This is a genomic window from Furfurilactobacillus entadae (genome assembly GCF_045862745.1).
Taxonomy (GTDB): domain Bacteria; phylum Bacillota; class Bacilli; order Lactobacillales; family Lactobacillaceae; genus Furfurilactobacillus; species Furfurilactobacillus entadae.
The window spans coordinates 14,003-40,531 of record NZ_BQXN01000017.1 but is presented as its reverse complement, the minus strand read 5'-3'; the positions used below and the strand labels follow the sequence as shown (position 1 = coordinate 40,531).

30 protein-coding genes and 2 tRNA genes are annotated in these 26,529 nt (G+C 47.3%); 21 read left to right on the top strand and 11 right to left on the bottom strand.

All coding sequences use genetic code 11. The features are described from left to right. Positions 1-94 precede the first annotated feature (94 nt). From ACKTR5_RS08045 to ACKTR5_RS08030, 4 genes are all read left to right on the top strand, one after another. Positions 95-1,681 (top strand): hypothetical protein, encoded by a 1,587-nt coding sequence (locus ACKTR5_RS08045; RefSeq protein WP_407880625.1) that lies wholly within the window; start codon positions 95-97, stop codon positions 1,679-1,681. Positions 1,682-1,854: 173 nt separating this feature from the next. Beyond that, positions 1,855-3,192: a dihydrolipoyl dehydrogenase family protein gene (locus ACKTR5_RS08040; RefSeq protein WP_407880623.1), complete on the top strand. Its 1,338-nt coding sequence runs from the start codon at positions 1,855-1,857 to the stop codon at positions 3,190-3,192. A gap of 244 nt (positions 3,193-3,436) precedes the next feature. Next, positions 3,437-4,096: a hypothetical protein gene (locus ACKTR5_RS08035; protein WP_407880622.1), complete on the top strand. Its 660-nt coding sequence runs from the start codon at positions 3,437-3,439 to the stop codon at positions 4,094-4,096. Positions 4,097-4,214: 118 nt separating this feature from the next. Next, positions 4,215-4,553, top strand: coding sequence for a YxeA family protein (locus tag ACKTR5_RS08030; RefSeq protein WP_407880620.1), 339 nt, complete (start codon positions 4,215-4,217; stop codon positions 4,551-4,553). Positions 4,554-4,603: 50 nt separating this feature from the next. Here ACKTR5_RS08030 and ACKTR5_RS08025 read toward each other — a convergent pair whose 3' ends face one another. Next, positions 4,604-5,173 (bottom strand): TMEM175 family protein, encoded by a 570-nt coding sequence (locus ACKTR5_RS08025; protein WP_407880619.1) that lies wholly within the window; start codon positions 5,171-5,173, stop codon positions 4,604-4,606. A 303-nt stretch (positions 5,174-5,476) separates the two neighbouring features. Here ACKTR5_RS08025 and ACKTR5_RS08020 point away from each other — a divergent pair, with 303 nt between their 5' ends. The 7 genes from ACKTR5_RS08020 (at position 5,477) to ACKTR5_RS07990 (ending at position 9,614) form a co-directional block, all read left to right on the top strand. After that, positions 5,477-5,815, top strand: coding sequence for an ArsR/SmtB family transcription factor (locus ACKTR5_RS08020; RefSeq protein ID WP_407880617.1), 339 nt, complete (start codon positions 5,477-5,479; stop codon positions 5,813-5,815). Further along, on the top strand, positions 5,812-6,498 hold the full coding sequence (locus tag ACKTR5_RS08015) for a type 1 glutamine amidotransferase domain-containing protein (protein WP_407880616.1): 687 nt from the start codon (positions 5,812-5,814) through the stop codon (positions 6,496-6,498). The genes ACKTR5_RS08020 and ACKTR5_RS08015 overlap by 4 nt, the downstream gene beginning before the upstream one ends. Before the next feature lie 131 nt (positions 6,499-6,629). Further along, positions 6,630-7,664, top strand: coding sequence for a hypothetical protein (locus ACKTR5_RS08010; protein ID WP_407880615.1), 1,035 nt, complete (start codon positions 6,630-6,632; stop codon positions 7,662-7,664). 92 nt (positions 7,665-7,756) lie between these two features. Then, the gene (locus ACKTR5_RS08005) at positions 7,757-8,167 is read left to right on the top strand and encodes a VOC family protein (RefSeq protein ID WP_407880613.1); all 411 of its coding nucleotides are present in this window, start codon (positions 7,757-7,759) and stop codon (positions 8,165-8,167) included. Beyond that, complete coding sequence (locus ACKTR5_RS08000) at positions 8,118-8,393, top strand: glycosyltransferase (protein WP_407880611.1); 276 nt, start codon at positions 8,118-8,120, stop codon at positions 8,391-8,393. Before ACKTR5_RS08005 ends, ACKTR5_RS08000 begins: the two co-directional genes overlap by 50 nt. A 446-nt stretch (positions 8,394-8,839) precedes the next feature. Beyond that, positions 8,840-9,286 carry a hypothetical protein gene (locus ACKTR5_RS07995; protein WP_407880609.1) on the top strand — a complete coding sequence of 149 codons (447 nt, stop codon included), beginning with the start codon at positions 8,840-8,842 and terminating at the stop codon, positions 9,284-9,286. A gap of 52 nt (positions 9,287-9,338) precedes the next feature. Continuing rightward, the gene (locus ACKTR5_RS07990; RefSeq protein ID WP_407880608.1) at positions 9,339-9,614 is read left to right on the top strand and encodes a DUF3781 domain-containing protein; all 276 of its coding nucleotides are present in this window, start codon (positions 9,339-9,341) and stop codon (positions 9,612-9,614) included. A gap of 629 nt (positions 9,615-10,243) precedes the next feature. On the opposite strand, the gene ACKTR5_RS07985 is transcribed toward ACKTR5_RS07990, so the two are convergent. From ACKTR5_RS07985 to ACKTR5_RS07950, 8 genes are all read right to left on the bottom strand, one after another. Next, positions 10,244-10,316: transfer RNA gene (locus ACKTR5_RS07985), tRNA-Gln, on the bottom strand. A 53-nt stretch (positions 10,317-10,369) separates the two neighbouring features. Then, a tRNA-Glu gene (locus ACKTR5_RS07980) sits at positions 10,370-10,442 on the bottom strand. A 173-nt stretch (positions 10,443-10,615) separates the two neighbouring features. Continuing rightward, a complete protein-coding gene (locus tag ACKTR5_RS07975; RefSeq protein ID WP_407880607.1) occupies positions 10,616-11,062 on the bottom strand; it encodes a universal stress protein in 447 nt (148 codons plus the stop codon). A 103-nt stretch (positions 11,063-11,165) separates the two neighbouring features. Further along, complete coding sequence (locus ACKTR5_RS07970) at positions 11,166-11,558, bottom strand: VOC family protein (protein ID WP_407880605.1); 393 nt, start codon at positions 11,556-11,558, stop codon at positions 11,166-11,168. 30 nt (positions 11,559-11,588) lie between these two features. Then, positions 11,589-12,365 carry a fructose permease gene (locus ACKTR5_RS07965; protein WP_407880603.1) on the bottom strand — a complete coding sequence of 259 codons (777 nt, stop codon included), beginning with the start codon at positions 12,363-12,365 and terminating at the stop codon, positions 11,589-11,591. Positions 12,366-12,395: 30 nt separating this feature from the next. Further along, on the bottom strand, positions 12,396-13,268 hold the full coding sequence (gene scrK, locus ACKTR5_RS07960; protein ID WP_407880602.1) for a fructokinase ScrK: 873 nt from the start codon (positions 13,266-13,268) through the stop codon (positions 12,396-12,398). A 372-nt stretch (positions 13,269-13,640) separates the two neighbouring features. Further along, positions 13,641-14,636 carry a LacI family DNA-binding transcriptional regulator gene (locus ACKTR5_RS07955; RefSeq protein WP_407880600.1) on the bottom strand — a complete coding sequence of 332 codons (996 nt, stop codon included), beginning with the start codon at positions 14,634-14,636 and terminating at the stop codon, positions 13,641-13,643. Positions 14,637-14,670: 34 nt separating this feature from the next. Beyond that, complete coding sequence (locus ACKTR5_RS07950) at positions 14,671-14,877, bottom strand: hypothetical protein (protein ID WP_407880598.1); 207 nt, start codon at positions 14,875-14,877, stop codon at positions 14,671-14,673. 115 nt (positions 14,878-14,992) lie between these two features. Between ACKTR5_RS07950 and ACKTR5_RS07945 the strand changes: the two genes are divergently transcribed. Together ACKTR5_RS07945 and manA are read left to right on the top strand one after the other, a co-directional pair. Further along, positions 14,993-16,000 carry a serine hydrolase domain-containing protein gene (locus tag ACKTR5_RS07945; RefSeq protein ID WP_407880597.1) on the top strand — a complete coding sequence of 336 codons (1,008 nt, stop codon included), beginning with the start codon at positions 14,993-14,995 and terminating at the stop codon, positions 15,998-16,000. Positions 16,001-16,075: 75 nt separating this feature from the next. Next, the gene (gene manA, locus ACKTR5_RS07940) at positions 16,076-17,041 is read left to right on the top strand and encodes a mannose-6-phosphate isomerase, class I (RefSeq protein ID WP_407880595.1); all 966 of its coding nucleotides are present in this window, start codon (positions 16,076-16,078) and stop codon (positions 17,039-17,041) included. Between the two features lie 83 nt (positions 17,042-17,124). Here manA and ACKTR5_RS07935 read toward each other — a convergent pair whose 3' ends face one another. Beyond that, on the bottom strand, positions 17,125-17,832 hold the full coding sequence (locus tag ACKTR5_RS07935; RefSeq protein ID WP_407880594.1) for a type 1 glutamine amidotransferase: 708 nt from the start codon (positions 17,830-17,832) through the stop codon (positions 17,125-17,127). Next, positions 17,832-19,193, bottom strand: coding sequence for a MurT ligase domain-containing protein (locus tag ACKTR5_RS07930; protein WP_407880592.1), 1,362 nt, complete (start codon positions 19,191-19,193; stop codon positions 17,832-17,834). The genes ACKTR5_RS07935 and ACKTR5_RS07930 overlap by 1 nt, the downstream gene beginning before the upstream one ends. 217 nt (positions 19,194-19,410) lie before the next feature. On the opposite strand from ACKTR5_RS07930, the gene ACKTR5_RS07925 reads away from it, so the two are divergent. The 8 genes from ACKTR5_RS07925 (at position 19,411) to atpE (ending at position 26,495) form a co-directional block, all read left to right on the top strand. Beyond that, a complete protein-coding gene (locus ACKTR5_RS07925) occupies positions 19,411-19,995 on the top strand; it encodes a thymidine kinase (RefSeq protein ID WP_407880591.1) in 585 nt (194 codons plus the stop codon). Positions 19,996-20,030: 35 nt separating this feature from the next. Then, positions 20,031-21,113, top strand: coding sequence for a peptide chain release factor 1 (gene prfA / locus ACKTR5_RS07920; protein ID WP_407880589.1), 1,083 nt, complete (start codon positions 20,031-20,033; stop codon positions 21,111-21,113). Further along, positions 21,106-21,960, top strand: coding sequence for a peptide chain release factor N(5)-glutamine methyltransferase (gene prmC, locus ACKTR5_RS07915; RefSeq protein ID WP_407880588.1), 855 nt, complete (start codon positions 21,106-21,108; stop codon positions 21,958-21,960). Before prfA ends, prmC begins: the two co-directional genes overlap by 8 nt. 14 nt (positions 21,961-21,974) lie before the next feature. Beyond that, complete coding sequence (locus ACKTR5_RS07910) at positions 21,975-23,000, top strand: L-threonylcarbamoyladenylate synthase (protein WP_407880586.1); 1,026 nt, start codon at positions 21,975-21,977, stop codon at positions 22,998-23,000. 175 nt (positions 23,001-23,175) lie between these two features. Further along, entirely contained in the window at positions 23,176-24,423 is a 1,248-nt protein-coding gene (gene glyA / locus ACKTR5_RS07905; protein ID WP_407880585.1) for a serine hydroxymethyltransferase, read from the top strand. A gap of 75 nt (positions 24,424-24,498) precedes the next feature. After that, the gene (gene upp / locus ACKTR5_RS07900; protein ID WP_407880583.1) at positions 24,499-25,128 is read left to right on the top strand and encodes a uracil phosphoribosyltransferase; all 630 of its coding nucleotides are present in this window, start codon (positions 24,499-24,501) and stop codon (positions 25,126-25,128) included. A 424-nt stretch (positions 25,129-25,552) separates the two neighbouring features. Further along, positions 25,553-26,257, top strand: a complete 705-nt coding sequence (gene atpB, locus ACKTR5_RS07895; RefSeq protein WP_407880581.1) for a F0F1 ATP synthase subunit A — start codon at positions 25,553-25,555, stop codon at positions 26,255-26,257. Between the two features lie 25 nt (positions 26,258-26,282). Next, positions 26,283-26,495 (top strand): F0F1 ATP synthase subunit C, encoded by a 213-nt coding sequence (atpE, locus tag ACKTR5_RS07890; RefSeq protein WP_407880580.1) that lies wholly within the window; start codon positions 26,283-26,285, stop codon positions 26,493-26,495. The last annotated feature ends 34 nt before the right edge of the window (positions 26,496-26,529 follow it).

Here is a 26,529-nt window from a genome sequence, read left to right as displayed (position 1 = left end):
CTAAAAATCGTATGCTATACTTTAAGGGATTGCTAACAAACAAGTTTGTAATGGGATAGTGTCATTTAGTAAAAGAAAGCGGAGAATTTATGTTATGAGTAAAATGACTAGTCGGCAACGCCAGTGGGTTAACTATGTCATTCCATTGCTGGTTATTATTTTGGCGAGTTTAGTGTATGTTCACAATAGCCCACTCTATAAAGGAAATCAGTGGGTTGATACGAATGCAATGTTAACGCTGGGGCAAGCGTGGTTACAGGGCCATGTCCCGTTGCGTGACATTTTTGAACAGCGCGGACCAATTCTATATTTATATTATTTAATTGCCAATGTTATTTCATCTCGTGGTTATTTTGGCTTGTTTGTTATTGAATGTCTCAATTTATATGGCATTTGGTATTGGTCAAGGAAAATTCTCCGATTGTTCGCACCAACGGTTTCAACTGAAGCGGCTAGTGGGATAAGTTTGACATTGCCGCTGCTTCTTCTTGGTTCCTTTAGCTTTGAGGATGGTGGTAGTCCGGAAGAATTAATGCTCTTTTGGATTTTATGGGCCCTTTATCTGGGCCTTCGCTACTTTAAATTAGGAAAACTAGAAGTTCGTAATGGTGTTATGTTAGGGGTTAGCTTTGCCGTTGTTTTTTGGACAAAATATACCTTAGTTGGAACGTGGATTGCTCTAATTGTTTTATTTACTGTAGTTGCATGGGCACGTAAGCAATGGCGAATCTGGTGGCAGACTGCAATTAGTTTTACTGTTGGCGCGAGCTTAGTTTCAGGGATTATCTTAGGTTATTTCGCAGTTGTTCACGGATTGAACGCGTTAATTCACGTGTACTTTACCGTTAATATGACGGCGTATGCTTCGCCTGCAGGTGGTAAACGGGAGCGTTTGTGGGAAATGGCTACAGCTATTCATCGGAATGTGATGGCGCACCCGTATGGATTTGCACTTTTTGTTGCGGCCGCCGTTGTTTTACTGTTTTTCTCAAAAGAACATCGACCATTAGTAGGAACTACAGTAGCAGTTATTGGCGTTAATTTAATTCTTTCCTACTGGTCACTTCGCACTGACCCTTATGTATTTTTAATTACAGTTGGGCTTGGAATGGTACTGGTAGCCCCGGCATTAATGGTTATCGGTGATCAGTTACAAAATAAACGATTGTGGTTAATCGCGGTCGGAATCACCGTGTTAATGCTGCCAGCATTTGGTAATCGAATTGCGTTAAGTGGTCCATATATTTGGTCGAATCAACCCTTTGCAGCGGCAGATTTTGGTGCATATATTTCAAAACATGAGACAAAACCAGTTCGTGTTTTGTATTATAACGGCGTTGATATGGGGATTTCTCGTTTTACAAACGTGGTCCACGATCAGTATTATTTTGAGCATACAAATTTATCAATCACGAAGTATCCAGCACAGAGCCAAAGTGAGCGGGACACGGTAGCTCATAAGCGGGCTAAATATGTTGTGTGGACCTTAACATGGGGAAATAAAAATCAGTTCAATCTTGCCAATCGTCAATCATTAAAACAGTTCATTCCCAAGGATATTCTTAAAAATTATCGAATCGTAAAAGTTGGTTCGTCACGAAGTCCCTTGTTTGATGGTGTATCCGGTGCCTCAATTGTTGGTCTGCATGATGAGCAGTATGTTTTATTAAAAGCACGATAGCGGAAAATGCATGATAAAAGATGTCAGTGGTCACCAACGAGATATTCGTCGGTGACCACTTTTTATTAAATTGTGCGACCATTATCAAGCTAATAAATTGTTCATCGGCATAAAAGCGCCTAGCATAAAGGTTAGTTTCAAGCTGGTTAGTTGATGACGATGGAGGGAAAATGATGACAGAAGAAGTGTTTGATTTTGATGTCTTGTATGTCGGTAGTGGTCACGGAACGTTTGACGGCGCAATTCCGTTAGCTAGCCGCGGTAAACGGATTGGGGTCATCGAAGCCGGACTAGTTGGGGGAACGTGTCCCAATCGTGGCTGTAACGCAAAAATCACTCTCGATGCGCCGGTCGACTTAACCCGGTATCGTGAGCGAATGGGGGACATCGTGAACGGTGACTTAACAATCAACTGGGCGGCTAACATGGCCCACAAGCACGCGGTGATTGACGGGTTGCCAGACATGATCACCGGGTTACTTAATCAGGCTGGTGTGACACTCATCACGGGTCGTGGTGTGGTCACCGGACCCCATCAGGTTCGCGTTGATGAACAAACGTATACGGCAGAAAAAATTGTTGTGGCAACGGGGTTAACCCCTCATCGTGTGGCTGTTCCCGGGGCAAATCTAGCCCACACCAGTGACGACTTTTTAGAGCTCACGGAGCTACCAAAGCACATCGTCATCCTCGGCGGCGGGTACATTGGGATGGAGTTTGCGACCATCGCGAACGCAGCGGGCAGCGATGTGACCGTATTGCTTCACGGTCATCAGGCGTTGCGCGCATTCCACCAGCCGTTTGTTGAGCAGGTTGTCGCCGACCTTAAGCAACGTGGGGTTACCTTTGTAACGGACGCTAAGGTCAGTGCGTTGACACAAGCGGGCACGGAGATTGCTGTCCGCTACGGCGACGGAGACACGCTCACGACTGACTGGGTGCTGGATGCAACCGGGCGGATTCCAAACGTAGCGGGCTTAGGACTAGAGGACGTTGGCGTTGTGACGAATGCAAACGGCATTGTGGTGAACGATCACCTGCAAACAAATATTCCGAGCATCTACGCTTCTGGGGATGTGATTGATAAGCAACAGCCCAAGCTGACACCGACTGCGGTGTTCGAATCACTGTACTTAATGCATCAATTTGCTGGTGACAGTGACGCTGCCATCACCTATCCGGTAATTCCATCTGTCGTTTTCACATCACCACAAATTGTCCGGGCTGGCGTTTCTCCGGAAACGGCGGCTGATCACGATGGCATGCAAGTTCACGAAAACCACTTACCAAAGTCATGGTTCCGGCAGGTGGATTCAGAAACAATGGGTGATAACGTGTTGGTGTATGACGAAACGCACCACATCATTGGGGCTACTGAAATGAGTGCACATGCGGCGGAAGCCATCAATACGTTATTACCAGCCATTGAATTTCATTTTGGTCCGGAGGAATTGGCACGGTTAGTTTACCTGTTCCCAACGTTAGCCTCTGATACGTGGGCGGCCATTTAAAGCGTAAAGTGAGTGTTGAGACTAGTTTTCCTTAGTGATTGGAAAACTAGTTTTTTTGTGGAAAATGAGATCGTGATGGTTAACCTGAACTAGTGAATTATTCAACAAAGTTTGATCAAATTAGGGTGAAACCATAGACGGGAAATGTTTAATAATTTATAATTAATAAGTTAATTTATTTAAATGGTAAATTTACAGAACAATCGTCATCGAAGGCTGACGGTTAACGGGGGAGAATGATTAGATGAAGCGGGGATTAATTGTAATTGGGATTGTTTCAACGGTGCTTTTAGCTGGGTGTCATGCGCAAGTTAGTGGGCATCAGGCAGCAGCACAACACAACCAAACCACGGCAACAAAGAAGCTGTCCACGAAACAAATGACCAACTTGAAGGAGCGGATGTACCAGTTGGAGTTGTCGTTGGCATTTTATGATAATTACATCGGTAACATTGGTTATAACGTTCAGGAGGGGATGAACGCAGATACCGTTGCCGAGGTTCAGGAGTATACACAAAAGGTCCTGATTGAACCACAAGCGGCCGCTCAAAAGACGGACGCGGCGGATTTGAAAGCAATCGGTGAGCTAAAGTTACCGTCAAAGACGGTTGAAAAATACACGACGGATTATCAACAATTACGAACAGATCAAGACCACTGGATTACGAATTTAAAGAACTTTAACGCAAATAACATTGCTGAAACATGGCAGGCACTCGATGCGCACCAGGATGAATATCGAAAGCTGTCCACTACGTTTGGGAAGGACCAGGTTGCACTGTTGAAGGCTGGCGGGATGAGTGACGAAGAGGCAGGTAAGACGGTTCAAACGTTAATCAAACGGGCAGTCAAAGAAGTTGGGGACCCAACGGACGCGGCTAAGTTGAATGAAACGAATCAGTAAACGGTGGGGATGATCGGAAGCCATCACTTAAATAAAAGCTAAAGCTCACTGAAACTTATGAATGAACCGGTGGTTAACGGGTATAATTGGTTCAGAGAAAAAGTGGGGGGATTTGAAGATGAAACAGATTGACCGGGGGACGCTTGCAATTGGCCTTTTGCTGCTGCTTCTGATTGTCGGGGCTAATCAAGCGCTGATGAGCTTTCGGTATGGCGGCACGGTGCACACCGTAAGGGTGGTCGGAAAGCCGGTAAGTTCCTTTCCGGTTTCATTACCAGGGAGCGTGACGGGAACGGGTTATGAATATCGGGCAGTAGATGCTAGTCATCACGGGGCAAAGCGCACGCTTCGGTTTAAAACCAATCCAGATCAACAACTAAAGTTTAAGGCTGGCGACCGCGTTAAGCTGACAGTCAGTCGCCGGTATGGCGTGACAACGTACGCACCAGTAAAGTAAAAAGCAGTTTCTGAGAATTTTTAAACTCAGAAACTGCTTTTTCATTGTCGTTAAACGGACCGTTTGATTTTTGCTACAAGCACCCGGGTCCCCATGCTTAAAATAATCAGGGGGAGGAGGGTCACCGGCCAGCAACTACCGATGAGCCAATAGCCAACACTGCCCCATAATTGAATTTTGGCCGATAAAAGTTCCTCATGATCATGGGCCGATAACTGATCATAATGACGAATGACCAAGCGGAACAGCCGATACTGTAAGAAGTTAACGATCACTAGGACTAGCGAGAAAAAGAAGACCACTAATTGTGACAGCGGGTAGCCGTTGAACCAGGCGGTGGTAAATGGAATGAGAGCGATGGCAGCTAAATAATAGAGGTTCGTGACAAGGAGTGGGTTGGGAAGCTTTGTTAGCTGCGTGAAAATTTCTTGGTGAAAGAGCCAGTATTGACAAACGACTGAAAAGCTCACCAAGTAAATAATAATTTGACGGGCAAGCACCTGCAAGGCGGTGCTGGTTAAGGCATGTGGCACCTGAATGTTGAGCACCATAATGGTTAAGACAACGGCAAAAATCCCGTCTGAAAGCGCACGGGTTCGCTCCAACGAATTTTTAAACATAAACTGGCTCCCTTATTAAGATAAAAAAGACCACGACGCGTCATATAAACGTCATGGTCATCTTAAGCCTGCTAGTGGTTTCTGTCACTGAAATGTTTAGTGATGGATGGGGAATACGGGGGCAAGATGGCGTAAGACTAATAAGCAGGTCGTGTGAAACTGATAACCTCTATTCATGATAGAGGGCACAATAACTTATTTAATGCGCCAAATCATGGCACAGTGAGGTGGTTTCACTTGAAACAAAAGGAGAAGTGGTGTTTAATGGTTTAAAAATCCAAACGGATGGTGGTGAGCAATAACATGATTGAGGGTCATTTAAGTACGGACTTCGATGCTTCCGGGCCGTTTCTAACCGCACTTGGGGATGAAAAACGCCAGAAAATTATTATTAGTCTGTTGCAAGCAACAACGTGTGAAGGGCTGCAAGTAAGTGATTTAACGAAGGTTACCGGATTATCGCGACCAGCGGTTTCGTATCACTTAAGGATCCTCCGGGCCGCTAAAATCATTGACTATCGGACTAAGGGAACGAAAAACTTCTATTACTTTGTGCATGAAACGACAGAAATTGAAAAATTACAGCACCTGTTAAGTGACGTTGTGCAGGCGATGACAACAAATGGAGAAGCAGACAAATGAAAAAAGTCTTGGTTGTGGAAACAAACACGCAGCAGTACGGGTCAGTAAGCGAACCAACTGGCCTGTGGCTAGGCGAAAGTGCGGAGTTCGTTGATGAAATGCAAAAGGCCGGTGTGGCCGTTGATTATGTGAGTCCGCTTGGCGGGTTCGTCCCGTTGGATCCACGGAGCATGAAGTACGTTGACACGAGCATTATGGGCATTTATGAGGATGATGATTTTATTAAACGGGGATTGAAAAATACGCTAGCACCGGCAGCCGTTGATCCTGACGACTACGTGGCAATCTACTATACCGGTGGTCACGGGGTGATGTGGGACTTTCCGGACAATCCCGAGTTACAGGCACTTGCCGCCGCTATTTATAAAAATAATGGTTATGTGATGTCCGTGTGTCATGGAATCGCAGGCCTTTTTAACATTAAGGATGAGCACGGACAAAATGTAATCTCAGGTAAGACGATTACGGGCTTCACCGCCACGGAAGAATTGATTGCTGGTAAACGGAAAGTTGTGCCATTTTTGAATCGCGACATGGCCGTGAGTCGTAATGCAACCTTTAAGCAAAAGCGGTTTTATGCTGATTATGCTGTGCAAGACGACCGGCTCATTACGGGCCAGAACCCATTTTCTGTTCGGTCTGTGGCCAAATTGTTCCTGAATGCAGTAGGTCAGTTAAATTAATGCTAATGATTACTTTATACCGAGATTTAAAAAGATTATTAACTCGATCCTGCTAGGCCAAGAAAAATCAGGTAGACTAGTGAGTGTTAAGAATTGTTATGGTAAATTCAATGGAAATTAGGTAGTCAATCATGCTTCTATTTTTAAGCCTTATTCTCCTTCCCTTTTTATGTGCACTGGTGGCCTGGCTGTGCATCGACGTGATTAGTGGCGTGGTAAGTCGGTCTGAACAACTGACGCGTTTCGGAGTTGACTTTGGTTCATGGATGAAAAAACAGCGGTTCTGGATGGGTGCCTTGTTCCTTGCAACTGGCGTGTTCGGAATGGATCAGATGGGGCGATTTTATCTTTTTAATGGGGCCTACTTTTGGTATGTATTGTTAAGCTTTGGTCTGTACTTGTTGCTTTTTATTGTCCCGTTAGGCGCGGTGAGTTTATCGTTTCAAACGGCGTCAACGTTAAAACGACAAGCCGGGCTAAATTACTGTGTCATTGGTTTCACCTTGCTTTGGGTGGTTATGTTGGCGATGAAAACAGATCCCTTTGTGTACCTTGATGAAGGTGGTGTTGCGAAGAAAAGCGTTAACTTGGTGTGGAAAAATCTGGCGCTGGCAGGCATGATTGTGAATTTTATTTTGCAGGCGAGCTATTTGTTGAGTTCTAAACTTGCGAATGATCGCCACGTGCTGATGGATCAGTGGGGCCCACGTTTACATCAATTTTTTAAACGGCTGACGTTGAAGCCGGCAATGGCGCGTTATGGTGCACAACCACCGCGAAAACAATTCACCATAGGACTATGGCTGATGCTGGTTGGCCTGATTATTGGAATGATGATTTTCAATTTGCTAAGCCAAATCGGCGTAGCCCTAAGTCTATGTTTGTTCCTTCAAATAAACTTGATCATCTTAGCGTATTTAGGACGGTTGCTTTTAAAGCCGACCAAACGTGCATGGGTAACGCGGTTAAAGCGGCTAGTTTATTGGGTGCTAATGATTGGCTACTGGCTGATGGTGTTAATGATCGGGATGATTTGGATGGGTTCTACTGCCCTAATGGCGGTGATTTTTCTGGTGATCATCGGTTGCCAGGCGACGCTCTGCTACCGGGCGTGGAAGCAGTTCAGGCGTGAGCGTCGGAAGACGAGCGAGGTTGCTGACGTTTAGGGACGATTAATTGTCTTTGAATCGGACAAATTAATTGATGGCGAGATTGATGTATGATAGTTTGACGGTATTAATGAAAGGAAGTGTCCATGATGCCAAAAATGATTTTTGTTAATTTGCCAGTTACAGATTTAGCACGGTCCATTAGTTTCTATGAAGCGTTGGGATTTAAACGCAATCCAACGTTTTCAAGTGAGTTTGCAAGCACGATTGTCTGGGACGAAACGATTATGTTTGAGCTGTTAACACCGGACTTTTACAAGAAATTCATTGGTGAAAAGAACATCATTGACGGTAAGACGACAAGTGGTGCGCTTATCTCCTTGAGCATGGATAGTGCCGATGAAGTCCGGGCCTTTGCGAACGCGGCCCAGGCAAACGGTGGCCATTACTTCCACGTCGACACGGGGATGCCAGAAGAGCAAATGTTTGGCTTAGAAGTTGTTGATCCTGATGGGAATCAATTGGAGCCAACGTGGATGGATGTTGACATGGTCAATTAAGCGATTGCCATGGTTTGAAAACCAGGTGGTAATTAAAAAACATCAATCGCAAATTTTGATCAGTTTAAGTCAAGTCGATACTGAACCCCTGTCAATAATTGAGGCAATGGGGCACGGTGTTCCAGCTCTCAGTTATCGATATTCTTATGGCCCAGAGGAACTGATCAGAGATGGCCAAAATGGCTATTTGTGCCATCAAAGCAGTGAGGACGATGAATCACTATAAACCTTATCGGAAACGAGCTATACTGAGTGAAGCCGGTTCAGTGCAGATAAAATTCTAGATAAGTGGAAAGATTTGCTAGAATTATAGTCGGTTGAACCGTTTTACCAACTGGTAAAACACGGGACCAAATGACCTTTAAATAACGACCTGATGCGGTATTCAACCGAAATCAGGTCGTTTTTTAGTGAACCAAAAAGACCTGCGCTCAGTTAAATACTGAGAACAGGCCATTGCTTAGAATCAAAAGCAAATTTGACTAACCTTTTTAATGATCAAGATAAATTTTTATGAATGTCTGTCGCGTGCCCACGAGATTCGTTAAAATGAACTTACAGACGTTCGGACAGCTCATTGCTTGCTACCTTTCCGTGGCGTTAGGCAATGGACTTGTTCCATCGTTTAAACGGGTTATTTAAAGTGTTGAATCAATCAGCTGGAGGAAAATCATGAAAGACATTACTGACAATCAAGCCGCTTCGTACGGGGTCTTCTCTCATCATCAAAAGATGGACAATGGTGAGTTGCGCTTTCGACTACAGTTTGCGGATGGGACGAGTTATATCCGGACGGAAGGAACAGCCACGGGAGCATGGCAGAATAGCCATAAGCACCAAGCAGTTCATGAGATGTTTATTGTTCAAACGGGATGGATCGTATTTGTTGAGTTGGTCGATCGCGTCCCGATTTTTAAACGGTATTCAGCTGGTGACTATTTCACGACGACACCAGGTTATGCCCACAATATGTATGTAAGTGCTGACACGATCATTCAGTGTGTTAAATATGGCACGGCTCTAAAGGAAACAGCTGATTGGATTGCCGCACCAGATTTAGACGAATTGACTAAAAAACTAAGCGAACAGGATTTACTAACCAAAATCGACCGCGACTAAGGTATATAGTGATAGCCTAGTTGGGAAATATAAGTCGGGGGTCCAAAGATTTATGAAAGATGATTCCGATATTCAATTGGCAAATAAGATTGTGAAAGAGATTTGTTATACGGAACTTGTTTACGGAAGGGTTAATAAGAAGTTAAATGCTGAATTGGATAAAAAACAGATTGAGGAGCTTGTTAGAAAAAGTGTATTGAGTTCTGACAAGATCGAGCGACACGGGAAAAACTATTATGTTTATAACGGATCTGCAAAAATTGAAATCACGATCAATGCAAATAACTATCGAGTAATTACAGTGAATAAATATATTGAAAATAACTAAACGCAATACTAGTCTTTTGCTATGTGGTATTGGCTGCTGTAGAGGCTAATGTTTCTTTCACGAGTGAGAGAAACTTGTATGAATGTGTAGCGTTTGACCACTAACTTAGGTGAAATGAATTTTACAGACGTTCAGTCAGCTCATTACTTGCTGTGGTCCTAGCTGGTTGTTACTCGTCCCCATCTTCATCCACTTCCTAGTAAAGGGGTGAGGACTGATGACACTCAGATTAAGGAGTTTGTGGGATGTGATACAGCTTGCTGTGTCCGTCGATGTCCTCGCCAAGGCAACGGTTTTGTTTGCCAAGGCGTACGACATAATAAAAAAAGCTAATCGCATTTAGCGACTAGCTTTACCCAATAACACTTATCCCAGCGGGTAGTGAGTGCCGTTAACGCTCACTACCTTTCCATGGTTATATTATATCAGGTTTTGCCTGTTAGGCAATAACTTAGATTTGGGGATGAGCTCACTCGAGGACATCCTTTTTTGGATTAAAAACAATGAAAAATTGATTTAACATAATAGGAACGGTCTATTATCGAATTTCGTGGACCAATTCATTCTTAAATAAAAAATGTCTCAATGCTGATATAACAGCACTGAGACAACCTTATAGAACTTATCAATTGGGTATACTGGATTCGAACCAGTACATTACGGATTCAGAGTCCGCTGCCTTACCAATTTGGCTAATACCCAATAATTCATTTAAAGTCGTAAATCTGCCAAGCAAACGCCCGGGTGACTTCAAATCACCCCACCGGGGATCGAACCCGGAACTCCGCCTTGAGAGGGCGACGTCTTAACCAATTTGACCATGGGGCAAATTTACTTAATTAAGTATACGGTACTGACAAAAATTGTCAACGCTATTTCAGGATAAAACCGTCATTTAGTGAAAATAATTCTTTTACCGGAAGAACTGCCGCACTAAATCATTGCTGAGGCACTAAAAAACGGCGACCTTGCCCATAATGACAAGGTCGCCGCTTATGCAATTATGCTTCGGGATCTTTAACCACCATGACGTTAACGGTGGCGTTTCGAACCACATAACCCGTTGTTGAGCCAAGAAGGGCCCGTTCAAACGCGTTTGTTCCGGTTGCACCAATCACAATTAAATCAATTTCATACTTTTCCGGAATGGTCTTTGCAATGGTTGGCTTTGGAATCCCAGAACTGACGAGCGACTTGATCTTAGTGAATCCGGTCTCGGCAATGGTCTTTTCAGCCAAACGTTGGGTATAGGCCTTTGCGTGCTCTGTGACTTGTCCGGCAAGATCTTCCACGGGGTATTGGGGGGCCGAGTACAAGGGCGCAACGACTTCAAGCAGGTAGACTTCTGCATCGGTAAGTTTTGCGATGGACACGGCTTCTGCAAGTGCCAATTTGGCGTTATCTGATTCGTCGGTTGGCACTAAAATACGTTTAGGTGTGAATGACATGGAAATAGCCTCCGTTTCAAAATGATGTATTAAACCTCTAAATCATTTATACCACGAATGCATGTTAAAGCGATGGTTATCTGCTTCTCAAACGAAACGGTATCTATGCTGTCAAGATTTGGCAAAATTCAACGATTTCGCCGTTGGGGCCCTGAATGTTGAAATAGCGGATGCCGTGGTCCCAGAAGGGGAGGGCTTGCACCGTTTGATCAATTAAGGTTAAGCCGGCTTCCTTCACTGCGGCAAAGGAGGCGTCGATATCCGTACTGTTTATCGAAATGTGATTGATGGCGCCAGCCACCATGGGTGTTGTGGGCATGGTCCATGTTTCAATGACAAGGTGGTTAAGTTGCATGAATGCAACCTGACCGTCACCGTTAGCGAACTGGCCGCTTTTTGTGAAGCCCAGGGTGGTCCAAAAAGCGATGGTGCCGGGGAGGTCAGTGGTGGGAACCCCAATGTGTTGAACATCGGTAATCGAATCAGCAATTTTCATGAGGAAGATCCTTTCATTAATGGCGTGGTGTTAGCCTTGGTGAGCTGGGGTGACAGGCGTCGTTGTCGTTGTTTCAGTCCCAACATCAACGGCTTGATGTTTAAGGTGAGGGAAAACATAGCGATCAGCCAAACCAGTAATGCCGCCCTGAAACAGGAAGGCAAAGAGGGTGCCAAGGCCAAAGTTTGTAAACTGCCGGGTGATGGCAAAGGCGATGATGGCCATTAGGGTTGGTGGAATGTATGAGGCCCACATCGCAACGTTGGCGTTCCCATGACAGTACTTGAAGCGGAGGATTTGCATTAAATCATCTGCGGGGTGCAACACGAGGTTGACGCGTTGGTAAAGAGAGATGGCGATGGCGATGAGGACAACGCCCAAGAAGTTTAAAATGACGTACAGACTGGTCATGCCAATGCCGTGCGCAGTTGGGAGCCCGGTAAAGATGTTTGCGTAAACACCATTAAAGAAGTCAGCAAATACTTGAATCAGTGCGGAAAACGGCACCATGAAAATCAGGTTACCAAGGGCCCGCCGCCATTCCCATTTACCAACCAAGATGGCGTTTAAAACGGTGGTCAACATCCCAAAAATAAGGAAGGCCCAGAAAAGGTTCCAGTGAATGGCGTTACCAAGGTTGACCTCGGCAGCCGTCCAGTAGGCTGAGCCCATAAACGATGGGTGAATCTTAGCGCTGGTCACAAGCGTGAGCACGTTTCCGGCGGCGTTAATGACGAGTGATAAAACAAAGAAACCGATGGCACTGACCATTGAGATGGAGCGGCCAGATTGATGTGTTTGTTTCATGAGTGGAGTCCTTTCTTAGTGACGATGAGGTTAGGCCTGAAGTTCTCTAAGGGCCAGCGCAAAGTTTCCCAAGGTGGCGGAACCGTTGTGCTTAATAGCTGGCATTGTGATGTAGTCGTTGAGGTCGCCAACGGCCACATAATCATTCAGCAGGTCGGTAAATTGGGCCCGAACCTTATCCAAGAAGGCGTCACTAACGACACCACCGCCAAAAATAATCTTGCCGGGCCGCAACGTTAAGGTGACTTGAATGGCAGCTTGGGCAACGTAATAGGCCATGATATCCCACACATGATCAGTCAGTGGAACGTCCTTGCCGGGTTTTCCCGTCCGCGCGTCAAATGTTGGCCCCGCAACCAGGCCTTCTAAACAGTCACCGTGAAATGGACAGATACCGGCGAAGTCCAGGTCATCTGGATGGCGTTTGAGGCGAACGTGGCCCATTTCGGGGTGCCCCAGTTCACCGACGAAATCCCCGTTGATGATGGCGCCGGCGCCAACACCGGTCCCAATGGTGTAGTACACCAGGGAATTAACCCGTTCGTTGGTCAGCGTTGCCATGACGTATTCGCCGTACGCAGATCCATTAACGTCCGTTGTCCAGTACATGGGGATGTCAAAGGCGTCCTTCAAGGCACCAATGAAATCAGTGTCTGCCCAACCCGGTTTTGGCGTGTTAGTGATGTACCCGTAGTGAGGATCGTTTCGCCGAAGTTCGATGGGGCCGAATGATGCAACGCTTAAAGCTTCAATATCAAACTGTTTGAAGTAGTCGATGGTGCGTTTGAGCGTTTCTTCTGGTGTTGTGGTGGGAAAATTAATCATGTCCTTCGTCCGGTAATTTTCATCCCCGACGGCGCAAACAAATTTAGTTCCTCCAGCTTCAATGCTTCCTAATAGCATGGCAATGTGTCCTTTCATGGTGCGTAAGTTTTTATTTTGTATTTTTTGTAAGCGATTACATAATTTATCCTACGGCGAGACTAGTGGCAGAACAATGGGTTATGAGAAATTTGACGTGTCGAGTTACTTTGTGAAGAAAGCCCGTAATCCCTGGTGTGGTCAGGGTTAACGGAAAGTCGTCGTCGTTTTATGAAAGTAGCCGATTGGGGAAAAGGCAGAAGACAAACGTTTGTCTTTGAAACTGACTTGGCACGCATGAAAACAATGGCGGATGTTTCATAAATTGATGTAAAGCCTTGATGGAACAGGGGCTGACTGTCCTTGAATAAAAAAGACCGTTCCCCTGATAAGCAGGGCAACGATCAAATGGATTTAGTGATTGGGATGGTGTTCATGAAACGTCACGGGGAACCGGGTCGTTGAAACGGGGGCCTCTGGATGCGCGATGCGATCGAAAAGGGTGGTGACCGCGACGTGACCGAGCTGGTAGGTTGATTGTTGGGCAGCAATCAAATCAACATTAAGATAGTCAAACCATGCGAGGTAATCAAATGTACCGAGTTGAAGCGGAGCCGCTTGGTGTGTAGACGCGGTGAGGGTCTTCAACACCTGGCCCAAAATGACGCTATCTGCGATGACAAGGCCGTCCACATGTTCAGTTTGACGGAGTTCATTAACGATCCGGGCGGTTGTCTCTGGGGTGTAGTTCGTGTGGCGAATCAGATTTCGTTTGACGGAAAGACCGTGATTTTTAAGGGCAGTACGATAGCCGGTTTCGCGTTCGGCAGCCGAAAAGGCAACGGCACTGCCGATGAAGCCCAGCCTTGTTGCACCAGCGTCGAGTAAGCGGGTGGTTAATGAGGTTGCTGCCGGGACGTTATCGGTTAACACGGCGTCATAGCGGGCAATGGAGGCGGCGTTTGGGACCCGATCCACAAAAACGGTGGGGGCCGCCTGGGTAAGCGCGTCATAATTGGCGATGCCGCCGGTGCTAACAATGATGAGACCATCCACCATTTGCCCGGTCAACGACTGTAAGATCCGCGTTTCCTTTTCCGGCTGTTCGTCTGTGTTAAACAGAATCATGTGGGTGTTTGCCCGGAGAAGTTCATCACTAATGCCACGGAGGACTTCGGTGAAGTAAGGATTTAAAATGTTACTGATGACAACGCCAACCGTATTGGTGCGCTGGTTTCGGATGCTTTGTGCCAGGACGTTTGGTTGATAGTGGAGTTCTTTAGCCACCGCTTGAACGTGACGGCGTGTGGCCGCCGTGACCCGGGAACTGTTATGAAGTGCGCGTGAGACTGTCGACGGCGCAAGGCCAGTGTGAGCAGCAATGTCTGCTAACGTAACGTGTTTAGCCATGAAGCGACCTTTCTTTGGATGATGGTGAGTGGCATTAATGGTGAACTAACAGTTGCCACTCGAGCCAAAGCCAGATGGCAAAGAGGATGGCAAGGTAGGCCCCGCAGGCCCAAAACGCGATAATAACGATGATTGATGGGGTCATTAAGCGAATGATGAGGAGCAAGATGGCCAGGACGGTGGCAATCACAAAGCGTTGGCGAACCTGGTCGAGATGATCATGCAGTGCTTTTTGTGACATGGGTAAACCTCCAAACATGAGTTAGAATCGTAAAAAAGGGTAACTTTTAGACATGAAACGTTTCTTGCTGTGGATGATTGCTACACTTAGAATAACGAAGTCCAGGAGGGTAACCATGCGACAGTATCAAAAAACACAGCGATTAATAAACGCGTTGGTCGAACAACACATTGTGCCCGGGGCAAGCTATGCCCTAATCGATGGTGAGGACGTGATGACCCATACGGTGGGAAACGCCTCTTGGTGGCCTGAAGTGACGCCATTGACAACTGGGATGCTGTATGATGTGGCTTCCTTGACGAAGGTGGTGGGGACCACGACGGCGTTAATGCACCTAGTTGAACAACACGTTTTGACCGTTGATGAGCCATTGTCCCGGTTTGTCCCTGCGTGGCATGACGACCGGGTGACGCTCCGTGACTTATTGACGCACACGTCCGCCATTGCTGGCTACATTCCCCACCGAAATGAACTGCCAGCGGATCAATTAACGGCGGCCCTCCTAAAGCTGCCGGTGGGTGAGACGTTTGAAGTCCGTGATCATTATACGGACATTGGTCTGATTTTTATTGGTTGGGTCCTGGAGGCTGTTTATCAGCAACCTGTCCAAACAATTATGACACAAACCGTCTTAGAACCGCTAGGCATGACAACGGCAACCTTTACACCAGCGCCAGCACAGTGTGTGCCGACAACGTTAACGCCCACCGGGGTGCTGCGTGGCCGGGTGCATGATCCGAAGGCGGCTATTTTGGGACAGCACTGTGGATCTGCCGGGCTTTTTGCCTCGTTAGCGGATCTAACAACGTTTGCCCAGTGGTTTTTGGGTGAGGATGATTGTGTGCTGACACCTGCAACCCGTGACCTATTGGCGACGGACCAAACGCCGCACCGCAACCTCGGCCGATCACTTGGGTGGAACTTACTGGCTGCAAGCACGCCGGATCATCTGGTGTCCTTTCACACGGGTTTTACGGGAACCATTTTGATCTTGGACCGGATGACGCACCAAGGCCTTGTGTTACTGACCAACCGGGTGCACCCAACGCAACAAAATCACCGGTTTATTGAACGGCGTCCCAAAATCTACCGAACGTTTTTGGATGAAGTGAGTGAAAAATAGTTTAGGCGGTCAAGCACTGTGCTACACTATTAACCGTAATGTAACGGCTTACAAAGTGAAGAAGGAGTGCACATAATGACTGAACCAATGTTTATGATTCCGGTGTTTCATGAAAAAATTTGGGGCGGAACGGGCCTTCATGACCGGTTTGGCTATGAAATTCCAACGGACCACACCGGGGAAGCGTGGGCCATTTCGGCACATCCCCATGGCCCGGCAACCATCGTTAACGGAGAATTTAAGGGGCAGTCGTTAGACACGATCTGGGCAACCCGTCGCGATGTGTTTGGTAACGCCACGGGGGATGTTTTCCCACTGCTGACCAAGATTTTGGATGCCCACGAGGATCTTTCCGTCCAGGTTCATCCAGATGATGCATATGCTGAGGCGCATGAACATGAATTGGGGAAGACGGAATGCTGGTACGTGATTGCGGCGGAACCTGGTGCCAAGCTTTATTACGGGCATAATGCAACGACCAGAGCGGAATTGGCCGATTGGATCGAGCATGATCAGTGGGACAAACTGTTCCGAACGGTTCCAGTTAAAGCCGGGGACTTCTTCTACGTGCCAAGTGGAACAATCCACGCCCTCGGAGCCGGCGTCATGGTTTTAGAGACCCAGCAAAGTTCTGACACCACATACCGTGTGTATGATTGGGATCGTGAGGACGCTAAGGGCCGGAAACGGCCACTCCATAAACAGCAAAGCATTGACGTCACAACGGTGCCACATGTTGACCCTAAGCTAGCTGTGGAAAAAACGGTGGTGGGTGACGCGGTCATTAAAAAGTTTGTGTCGTCTGATTTCTTTGCTGTTTACGAATGGAAGACAAACGGTGACGAACTGCACTTTACACGTGGCAAGGCGCCATATACGTTGGCCTCCGTTCTCAATGGACGTGGCGAATTGCTGGTTCCTGGTGAAACACCATACACGTTGACGAAGGGGATGCACTTTATCTTGCCGTTTGACGTTAAGGAATGGACGGTGCGCGGCGATGTGCAAATTATTGCCAGTGAACCCGGACAACAGGCCTAACGTCAGTTTAGTCAGAAAATGAACGTAAAAAGCAGCCCCTTTCCGTTTCTGGAAAGGGGCTGCTTTAATTTACATAAATGTGATTAAAAGGTTGCTGGAATAACCATGGCATCCTGTTCACTGAAGTCTTGCTCTGGATACTTGCGTCTTAAGGCGGCCACAAGCAGGTGTTTAGCGATGTCACCGTTACGGGTCAAGATCGGTCCGTGGAAGTAGGTGCCATAAACGTTTTTGTAGTGAACACCCTCGGTGCCATCAGCACCGTTGTTACCAGCACCTTCGGAAACAACACCCAGTGGGGCTTCGTCATCGCCAAGGAAAGTCATCCCCTGGTGGTTTTCAAACCCATGGTACGTTTCACCGGTTTGGTCATCCTTGATGATGGTGTCCCCGATGAACCGGTGATCCTTTTGGTTAGTGGTGTAGTGACTCATGGATTTCGTTCCCATGATGCGTTCGCCGTCAGCGCCAATGTAGTACTGACCGAGCAACTGAAAACCACCACAGATGGCTAATGTAGGGCCACCGTCCTCAATGAAATCAGTGATTGCAGCGGCTTTTGACGGGAGGTCACGCGCTACGATCGTTTGTTCAAAGTCTTGACCACCACCGAAGAAAATAATGTCGGTGGCTGCGGGATCAAACGTGTCGCCCAAGCTGACTAACTCTGTGTGAATGGTGACGTTCATTTGTTTTGCATAGTAGTTCATGGCGAGAATGTTACCAACGTCGCCATACGTATTCATCAAATCGCCGTATAAATGGGCGATAGTTAATTCGTAAGCTGCCATTAAGCACCCATCCCTTCTTTAATGAGGCCTTCACTGGCCCACTGTTTCCGGAGTTGCAAAATTGCGGTGTACGTTGCTAAAACATAAACTTTATCCGTCGGCAATTGCTGGATCTTCTTCGTGACTTCACCAAGATCTGGTTCGGTCAGCGGGTGATCGACACCAGCAACTTGAAGCCGGAAGGTGATGTCTTTGTAACGTTCACCACCAGTCATAAACGCCTTGATCTTCGGATGCTCACCCTGACCGGCAGCCCCCAGCTTTTCAAACTCGCCGTCCCAGATCCAGCTCGTATCGATTCCATCCGCATAGTTAGCGTTTAACAGACCGACAAAAGAAAAGTCAGCTGGTTCCGTCAAAATCATGTCGATGACTTGGTTCACGCCAACGGGGTTCTTGATCAGAATGAGGGTAACGTCTTTATTACCGACGTGGACAACTTCCTGACGGCCAAAGACCCGTTCGTCGCTGGTAAAGGCGGCGCGAATTTGTGCAGGGCTAACGTCCAAGAACCGACCAACTGCGTAAGCAGCGAGGGCGTTGTAGATATTATACAAGCCACCGATGCCAATGTTAAATGATTCGCCATCAAGGTCGAACGCAGATGAGGTTGGGGTCATTGCCCCAAGCTTTGTGACCGCATAGGTTAATGCGGGCCGCTCGAAGCCACAGTTAGGACAGAAGTAGTCCCCAAGGTTTCCGTAGGTCATGAAGTGGTAGTGCAAGACGTGTTCACAGTTGGGACAAAGGATCCCATCCGTGTTTGTTGGGGCTAACATGTCACCCTTTGGAAGGTGGTTAAACCCGTAAAAAATCTTTGGGTTTGGGAGGTCAACAGAATTAAACAACTGAGCGTCACCGTTAGCGATGATGGTTGCTTCCGGTGCCAGTTTGACCCCATCAATAATTTTTTTGTACGTCGTGTAGATTTCCCCGTAACGGTCCATTTGGTCCCGGAAAATGTTGGTGAAAACAAAGGCGATCGGCTTAATGTACTGTGTGACCTTAATGACGTTGGCTTCATCAACTTCTAAAACGGCCAGTGGCCGTGAGCCGTGAGCCCGTTTGGCGTGCAGAAAGGTGCCGACGATACCTTGTTCCATGTTTGAACCAGTTGGGTTGGTTAACACATCATCGTACTTTTCGCGGAGGACCCGTACGGTTAGTGCCGTGGTTAGGGTCTTCCCGTTGGTACCCGTGATCACGATAACATCATAATTTTTGCCGAGCGTCTTTAGGAGCTCGGGGTCGATGCGGGTCGCTAGCTTACCAGGTAGTGAGGACCCGCCGTGGAGAAACGTGTGTAAAAACCAGTATGAAGATTTGCCAACTGCTGTGGCGATCCCGCTTCGTAATGACATGAAAAGACTCCTTTAATTCTGTTAATTAACTTTAAGTAGTTTAGCACAAGTTGTGGAATCCGGGTGCCCTAGCGCTCACCTTTAAGGGTGCGTTAACAAATTGCCGTGAGAATGACGGTGGCAATCGTCATTTTACAAGGTTTTTGTGCGCGTCCCTGTTCAAGTATTCATGCATTCGGTATAATAGTAAGGATTAAAAACAGGTGGAGGACAGCACATGTCACAGTTATTTTTTCGTTACGGTGCAATGAACTCTGGGAAGACAATCGAGATTTTAAAGGTTGCTCATAACTATGAGGAGCAGGGAAAGTCTGTCATTATCATGACCAGTGCATTAGATACGCGTGATGGCGAGGGTTACGTTTCAAGTCGAATTGGGCTGAAACGGGCCGCTAACACAATCACTGGCGAGATGAACGTCTTTGAAGAAGTGAAAAAAATTGATCCAGCGGCGTCATGTGTCCTCGTGGATGAGGCCCAGTTTTTGCAAAAGCACCACATCATCGAGTTGACGCACGTTGTGGATGAATTGCACATTCCGGTGATGGCGTTTGGGCTAAAAAATGACTTTCGTAATGAGCTGTTCGAAGGGTCAAAGTACCTCCTGTTGTACGCGGACAAAATTGAAGAAATGAAAACGATCTGCTGGTTCTGTGAGAAAAAGGCGATTATGAACCTGCGTTTTCACGATGACCGGCCCGTTTACGAAGGTGAACAGGTCCAAATCGGGGGGAATGAAAGTTATTACCCAGTGTGTCGGGAACACTACTTCAATCCGCCGTTGAACCGATCGGTAAAGTAACCGCTATTTCGTGAGTTGAGGAGACAAGAACGTTTATGGATGAGATGTTTGATAAATTACAGGCGGTCGCTGATCGCTACGAAGAACTGAATGAATTAATGAGTGATCCGGAAGTGATCTCAGATTCTGAACGCTTCATGAAGCTGTCGAAAGAAGAAGGAAGCATTCGTGAAACGGTGGAAAAGTACCGTCGTTATCGGAAGGTCGTCGACGAAATCAACGATGACAATGAGATGCTACGCGAAAAGATCGATCCAGAAATGGAAGAACTAACCAAGCAAGAATTAAAGGAACTGGAAGCAGACAAGGCAACGTTGGAGCAGGAGATTACGGTGTTGATGCTGCCAAAGGATCCAAACGATGATAAGAACATCATTATGGAAATCCATGGTGCCGCTGGTGGTGACGAAGCCAGTCTGTTTGCAGCGGACCTCTTTAACATGTACACCCGGTATGCTGAAAAGCAGGGGTGGGATGTTGAAATCATTGATGAAAATGCGACTGAAGTCGGTGGTTTCAAAGAAATCGTCATCATGATCTCTGGCGATAAGGTTTACTCCAAACTGAAATTTGAAAATGGGGCGCACCGGGTTCAGCGGGTCCCAGTAACGGAATCAGCTGGACGGGTCCACACGAGTACCGCCACAGTTGGTGTGATGCCAGAATACGAAGATGTTGACATTGATTTAGAAGCCAAGGATATTCGGACAGATGTGTTCCGGTCCTCCGGTGCGGGTGGTCAACATATTAACAAGACGAGTTCAGCGGTGCGGATGACCCACTTGCCAACCGGAATTGTCGTGTCCATGCAAGATCAACGGTCACAACAGCAAAACCGGGTCAAGGCGATGGAAATTCTGAAGCAGCGGGTCTATGACTACTACGCGTCACGGGAACAAAACGAGTACGACGAACAACGGAAGTCTGCCGTTGGGACGGGTGACCGGTCTGAACGAATTCGGACGTACAACTTCCCCCAAAACCGGGTGACTGATCACCGGATCAACTTAACGTTAAACAAGCTGGACCGGGTCATGAACGGTGAACTTGATGACATTATTGATGCACTGTTGCTGAACGAACAAGCCCAAAAGATGGAAGAGCTGAACAATGGCTAATCCAACGATGTTAGAAGCCCAGCAATGGGCTTCTTCTTGTTTTACCGGAACTTCAGCAGGTGCTGATCCACAACTGGCGGAAACATTAATGATGGACCTTTTTAACTGGCGGCGCACACAACTCTTGATGCGGCTTCGAGAATCGTTAACGGACGATCAGTGGACCACATATCAACAGGCTGTTCACCGGATTGCTAATGGGGAACCGGAACAATACGTTACCGGCCATGCCATGTTTTACGGGCACGACTTTTCGGTGAGCCCGGCGGTATTGATTCCACGGCCAGAAACGGAAGAATTGGTCGAGTGGTTATTAAATGACTGTCCAGAAAGTGACAGACCACAGACCGTGGTGGATGTGGGGACCGGGAGTGGTGCGTTAGCCATTGCCACAGCGTTAGCGCGGCCTACGTGGCACGTTACGGGCACTGATATTAGTGACGAGGCAATTGCAGTGGCAAAACACAACGGGGCCACACTGGGTGCATCCGTGTCATGGGTGACGGGGAATCTATACGCCCCCATCACTGACCAGCGGTTCGACATTTTGTTAAGTAACCCACCGTACATTAGCGAAGCGGAACGGCCGTTAATGGATGAGAGCGTCATTTCATATGAGCCACATGGCGCACTGTTTGCGGATGAAGATGGATTAGCGCTGTATCGGCGGTTGGCAGCCGGGTTGGCAGAACACCTCACAACGCACGGCCGGGCCTACTTTGAGATTGGTTATGCACAGGGGCCGGCAGTTGTGGCGTTAATGCAACAGGCAATGCCATCCGCCACGGTGACCTTAAAGCAGGACATTACAGGCCATGACCGGATGGTTCGGGTTACGTTGGGGTAAAGGAGACGTTAATAATGGAAACAACAATTTTTTCAAAGCAGGAGTTACCTGCCGCTGCGGCAGCGCTTCGTGCCGGGCAACTGGTGGCTTTTCCCACAGAAACGGTGTACGGCCTGGGAGCGGATGCATTCAATGAGGCCGCGGTTAAACAGGTTTATGCAGCGAAAGGGCGGCCGAGTGATAACCCGCTGATTGTGCACGTTGCAGACATTGCAACGGTAACGGCACTAACAGAACCACTGTCAGACGCTGCGTTAGCACTGATGGATGCGTTTTGGCCAGGCTCGCTGACAATGATTTTTAAGTTGAAACCGGGTGCTCTCTCAAAAGCAGTGACGGGTGGATTATCGACCGCTGCCTTTCGGTTTCCGGCAAACGACACAACGTTAGCCTTGATTAAGGAACTGGGGCGGCCCATGGTTGGCCCGTCAGCCAACACATCTGGTAAACCAAGTCCCACAACGGCCCAACATGTCTACCACGATCTTCAAGGAAAAATTGCCGGCATTGTTGACGATGGGCCAACCACGGTTGGTGTTGAGTCAACGGTTCTTGACATGTCAACGGGTCACCCGGCAATTTTGCGGCCTGGCGCGGTGACCCCTGAGCAGATCGAGGCGGTAATTCATGAGCCGGTTGCTACGGAGCTACACAAAGTTGGCGCAAAAGAAACACCAAAGGCACCGGGGATGAAGTATAAACATTACGCACCAGCAGCCCAGGTGGAAATCGTGAACGACGGTGACTGGGCGGCGGCACTGACGTGGGCAGCTAAGCAGGATGGTCCGGTTGGTTTGATGGCCACCACAGGGCGGTTAGACGGACTGACCATTCCCGCCAATGTGGAGATTTTTCCATTGGGGAGTAACGTTGCCGGGGCAAGCCATGCATTGTTTGCCGGTTTGCGTCATTTTGATGATGAAGGTGCCGTTCACAACATTTTGGCGGAAGGCTTTGCTGAATCTGGTCTCGGATTGGCGTACATGAACCGGTTGAAAAAAGCAGCTGGCAACGTGTTCTTCTCGTCCACGATGGCATAAATGGTAAAATTACGTGTCGATTTCTCAATTGAGAAGTCGGCGTTTTTATTTTGGTGCGAAACCAAATGACGGTGGTCACTAGATTTAAAACAGTTCCTGATTGCCATAAGAAATCATGATGGGGTAAACTTGGCGTAATAAAACGTTAGCAAACGAAAATGACGGAGGGTTGCCAATGACTAGTGAAGATTACCGGACGGTCGATCCGGATTTATGGAACGCAATTAACAATGAAGGCACACGGCAGCAAACGACAATTGAATTAATCGCATCAGAAAACATCGTTTCAGATGCCGTTCGAGCAGCACAGGGATCGGTGCTGACCAATAAGTATGCGGAAGGGTATCCTGGGCACCGGTACTACGGTGGTTGTGAATACATTGATGTTGTGGAGCAACTGGCCATTGACCGGGCAAAACAACTGTTTGGCGCAGAATATGCCAACGTCCAGCCACATTCTGGGTCCCAAGCGAACATGGCCGCCTACATGGCGTTAATCAAGCCAGGAGACGTGGTGCTTGGTATGTCACTGGATGACGGGGGCCACCTAACCCACGGTTCCAAGGTGAACTTCAGTGGGAAGACGTATACGTTTTACGGTTACCATGTCGATCCAACAACGGACCGGCTGGATTACGATGCCATTTTAAAACAGGCGCAGACGGTTAAACCTCAATTGATTGTGGCCGGGGCATCGGCGTACAGTCGGGAGATCGATTTTAAGGCCTTTCGTGACATTGCAGATGCAGTGGGCGCTAAACTGATGGTCGACATGGCTCACATTGCGGGGCTAGTGGCAACGGGGCTTCACGTTAGTCCGTTGCCGTATGCGGACGTTGTGACGTCCACAACGCATAAAACCCTGCGGGGACCTCGTGGTGGCTTGATCCTTGCAAAGGCGGCCTATGCAAAGAAATTAAATTCGGCAGTGTTCCCAGGTACCCAGGGTGGGCCATTAGAACACGTGATTGCCGGAAAGGCCGCGGCGTTTGGCGAGGCGTTACAGCCAACGTTTAAAACATATGCTGAGCAGATCATTAAAAATGCTAAAGCAATGGCCTCAGTTTTTGAAGCTGACCCAGACGTTCGGGTGCTCACGGGTGGCACCGATAATCATTTAATGACTCTGGACTTGACGTACACCTCGCTGACAGGGGCGGCGCTCCAAGATTTATTGGATGGGGTGCACATTACAACGAACAAGGAAGCCATTCCAAATGATCCAGAGGGCCCGCGGGTGACGTCTGGATTGCGGGTGGGAACACCAGCAATAACCACCAGAGGGTTTAACGAAGCGGACTGTGAACAGGTTGCGAACTTGATTTTAACGATGATTCACCATCCAGAAGATGCCGCCGTCGCTGAACAAGTGTTAGCGGCGGTCACGACGTTAACTGCTGCCCACCCAATTAATGTGAATTAATTGCAGATAGGCCTCGCGTTTGAAGGGGAAATCGTCTAAAATTGAGAGCAGAATATAAAAGGAGTGTGGCATCCCATGGGGAAGTTTCAAGTTCTTGATCATCCGTTAATTCAGCATAAGTTAACCATCATTCGTAACCAGGACACTGGGACCAAGGTGTTCCGTGAAGTGGTCAACGAAATCTCAACGCTAATGGCATATGAGGTTTCACGTGACATGCCGTTGGAAGACGTTTCCGTCACAACCCCCGTTGCCACAACGACAAAGCGGCAGCTGGCCGGGAAGAAGTTGGCAATTGTGCCAATTCTTCGTGCTGGTTTAGGCATGGTTGACGGGTTCTTGAACTTGATTCCGGCTGCTAAGGTCGGCCACATTGGAATGTATCGGGATGAAGAAACCCTGCAACCAGTGGAATACTTTGTGAAGATGCCAGCTGACATTGATCAACGCCAGATTTTTGTGGTTGACCCAATGTTAGCGACCGGTGGTTCAGCCATCATGGCAATCGATGCTTTAAAACAACGTGGCGCAAATAACTTTAAGTTTATGTGTTTAGTGGCCGCACCAGAGGGTGTAAAAGCTTTACAAAAGGCCCACCCAGATGTGGACATTTACACAGCTGCACTGGATGAAAAGCTTAATGAAGATGGCTACATTGTCCCTGGATTAGGGGACACTGGTGACCGGTTATTCGGGACCAAGTAATTGAAAACAGGTTGTCATTGTGAGTAATCGCGCTGATAGCCTGTTTTTTTGCACGCACTAATGGCGTTGGTTCAGGGTTTGACGTGAAAAAATTAACCGTTCGTAAAAAAGAATCTTCCTATAATATAAACAGTTAAATTGGTAGCAGGTGGGCGAATCCGTTTAGACGATCAATGATTAATCAAATGAAAATTATTTTCTCACAGTTGATGGTAACGGTTTCAAACGATATAAAACCTTGTGGCAGTAAGAATGAGAAGTCAATTTGATTCCTGAAATTCTTTTGCGAATGCATTTCAATGGTGGTATCATGTTTTTGTATTTTGAACAGCAGGGGCCTGGTTTGTTGTGGCCATTATGGCGACAATTGGGCTGGTTCACAATATTGCAAGACAACTAAGGTTACGAAAAGAGGTGATATTTAGTGGATTCCTTCCAATTTTTGGGGCTGACTTTTCACACTGCCAACGTCATTTCTGTGACAATTGCGTTTGCCCTAGTGTTCTTCTTTATTTTCTTTCTTTCAAGAAAGATCGCGATGAAGCCGACGGGTGGACAAAACATCTTGGAATGGGTGATTGATTTTACGAACGGAATTGTTCGTGGGCAATTACCTGGACGTGATGGCGGTCAGTTAGGACTATTTGCATTTACGCTCTTCTTATTTGTATTCTTTGCTAACCAGATGGGCTTGTTCCTTCAGGTGGCGGTAAACGGTACGGAGTACGTTAAGAGTCCAACGGCTGACCCTGTAATGACACTAACAATGGCTATGGTTACACTTGCGTTAGCGCATTTCTTGGGTGTTGTGAAGTACGGTTTTGGTGGTTATGTATCAAATTCTTACTTAAAGCCATTTGCGGCGTTACTACCAATTAACCTCGTCGAAGAATTCACGAACTTGTTAACGTTAGCTTTGCGGCTATACGGGAACATCTTCGCTGGTGAAACGTTACTTAAATTGATCGGAGGGCTAGCATTTTCACATGGTCTTCCAACCATCATTGTGGCGTTACCACTCGAGATTGCTTGGCAGGGATTCTCGGTATTTATCGGGGCAATCCAAGCCTATGTTTTTGTAACCTTAAGCACGGTATACATTTCTCGGAAAGTTACAGCTGAGGAATAAAAAATTTTTAGGAGGATTCAATATTATGGGAGCAATTGCTGCTGGGATCGCCGCTGCTGCGGCTGCCATCGGTGCCGGAATCGGTGACGGGATGGTTATTTCCAAGACCTTGGATGGGATGGCTCGTCAGCCAGAACTATCAGGTCAACTGCGTGGAACGATGTTCATTGGTGTTGGTTTGATCGAAGCCATGCCAATCATTTCAATCGTTATTGCCTTCTTAGTTATGAACAAGTAGTTTTTGACTAAGAACAACTAAATTCTGACAAGGG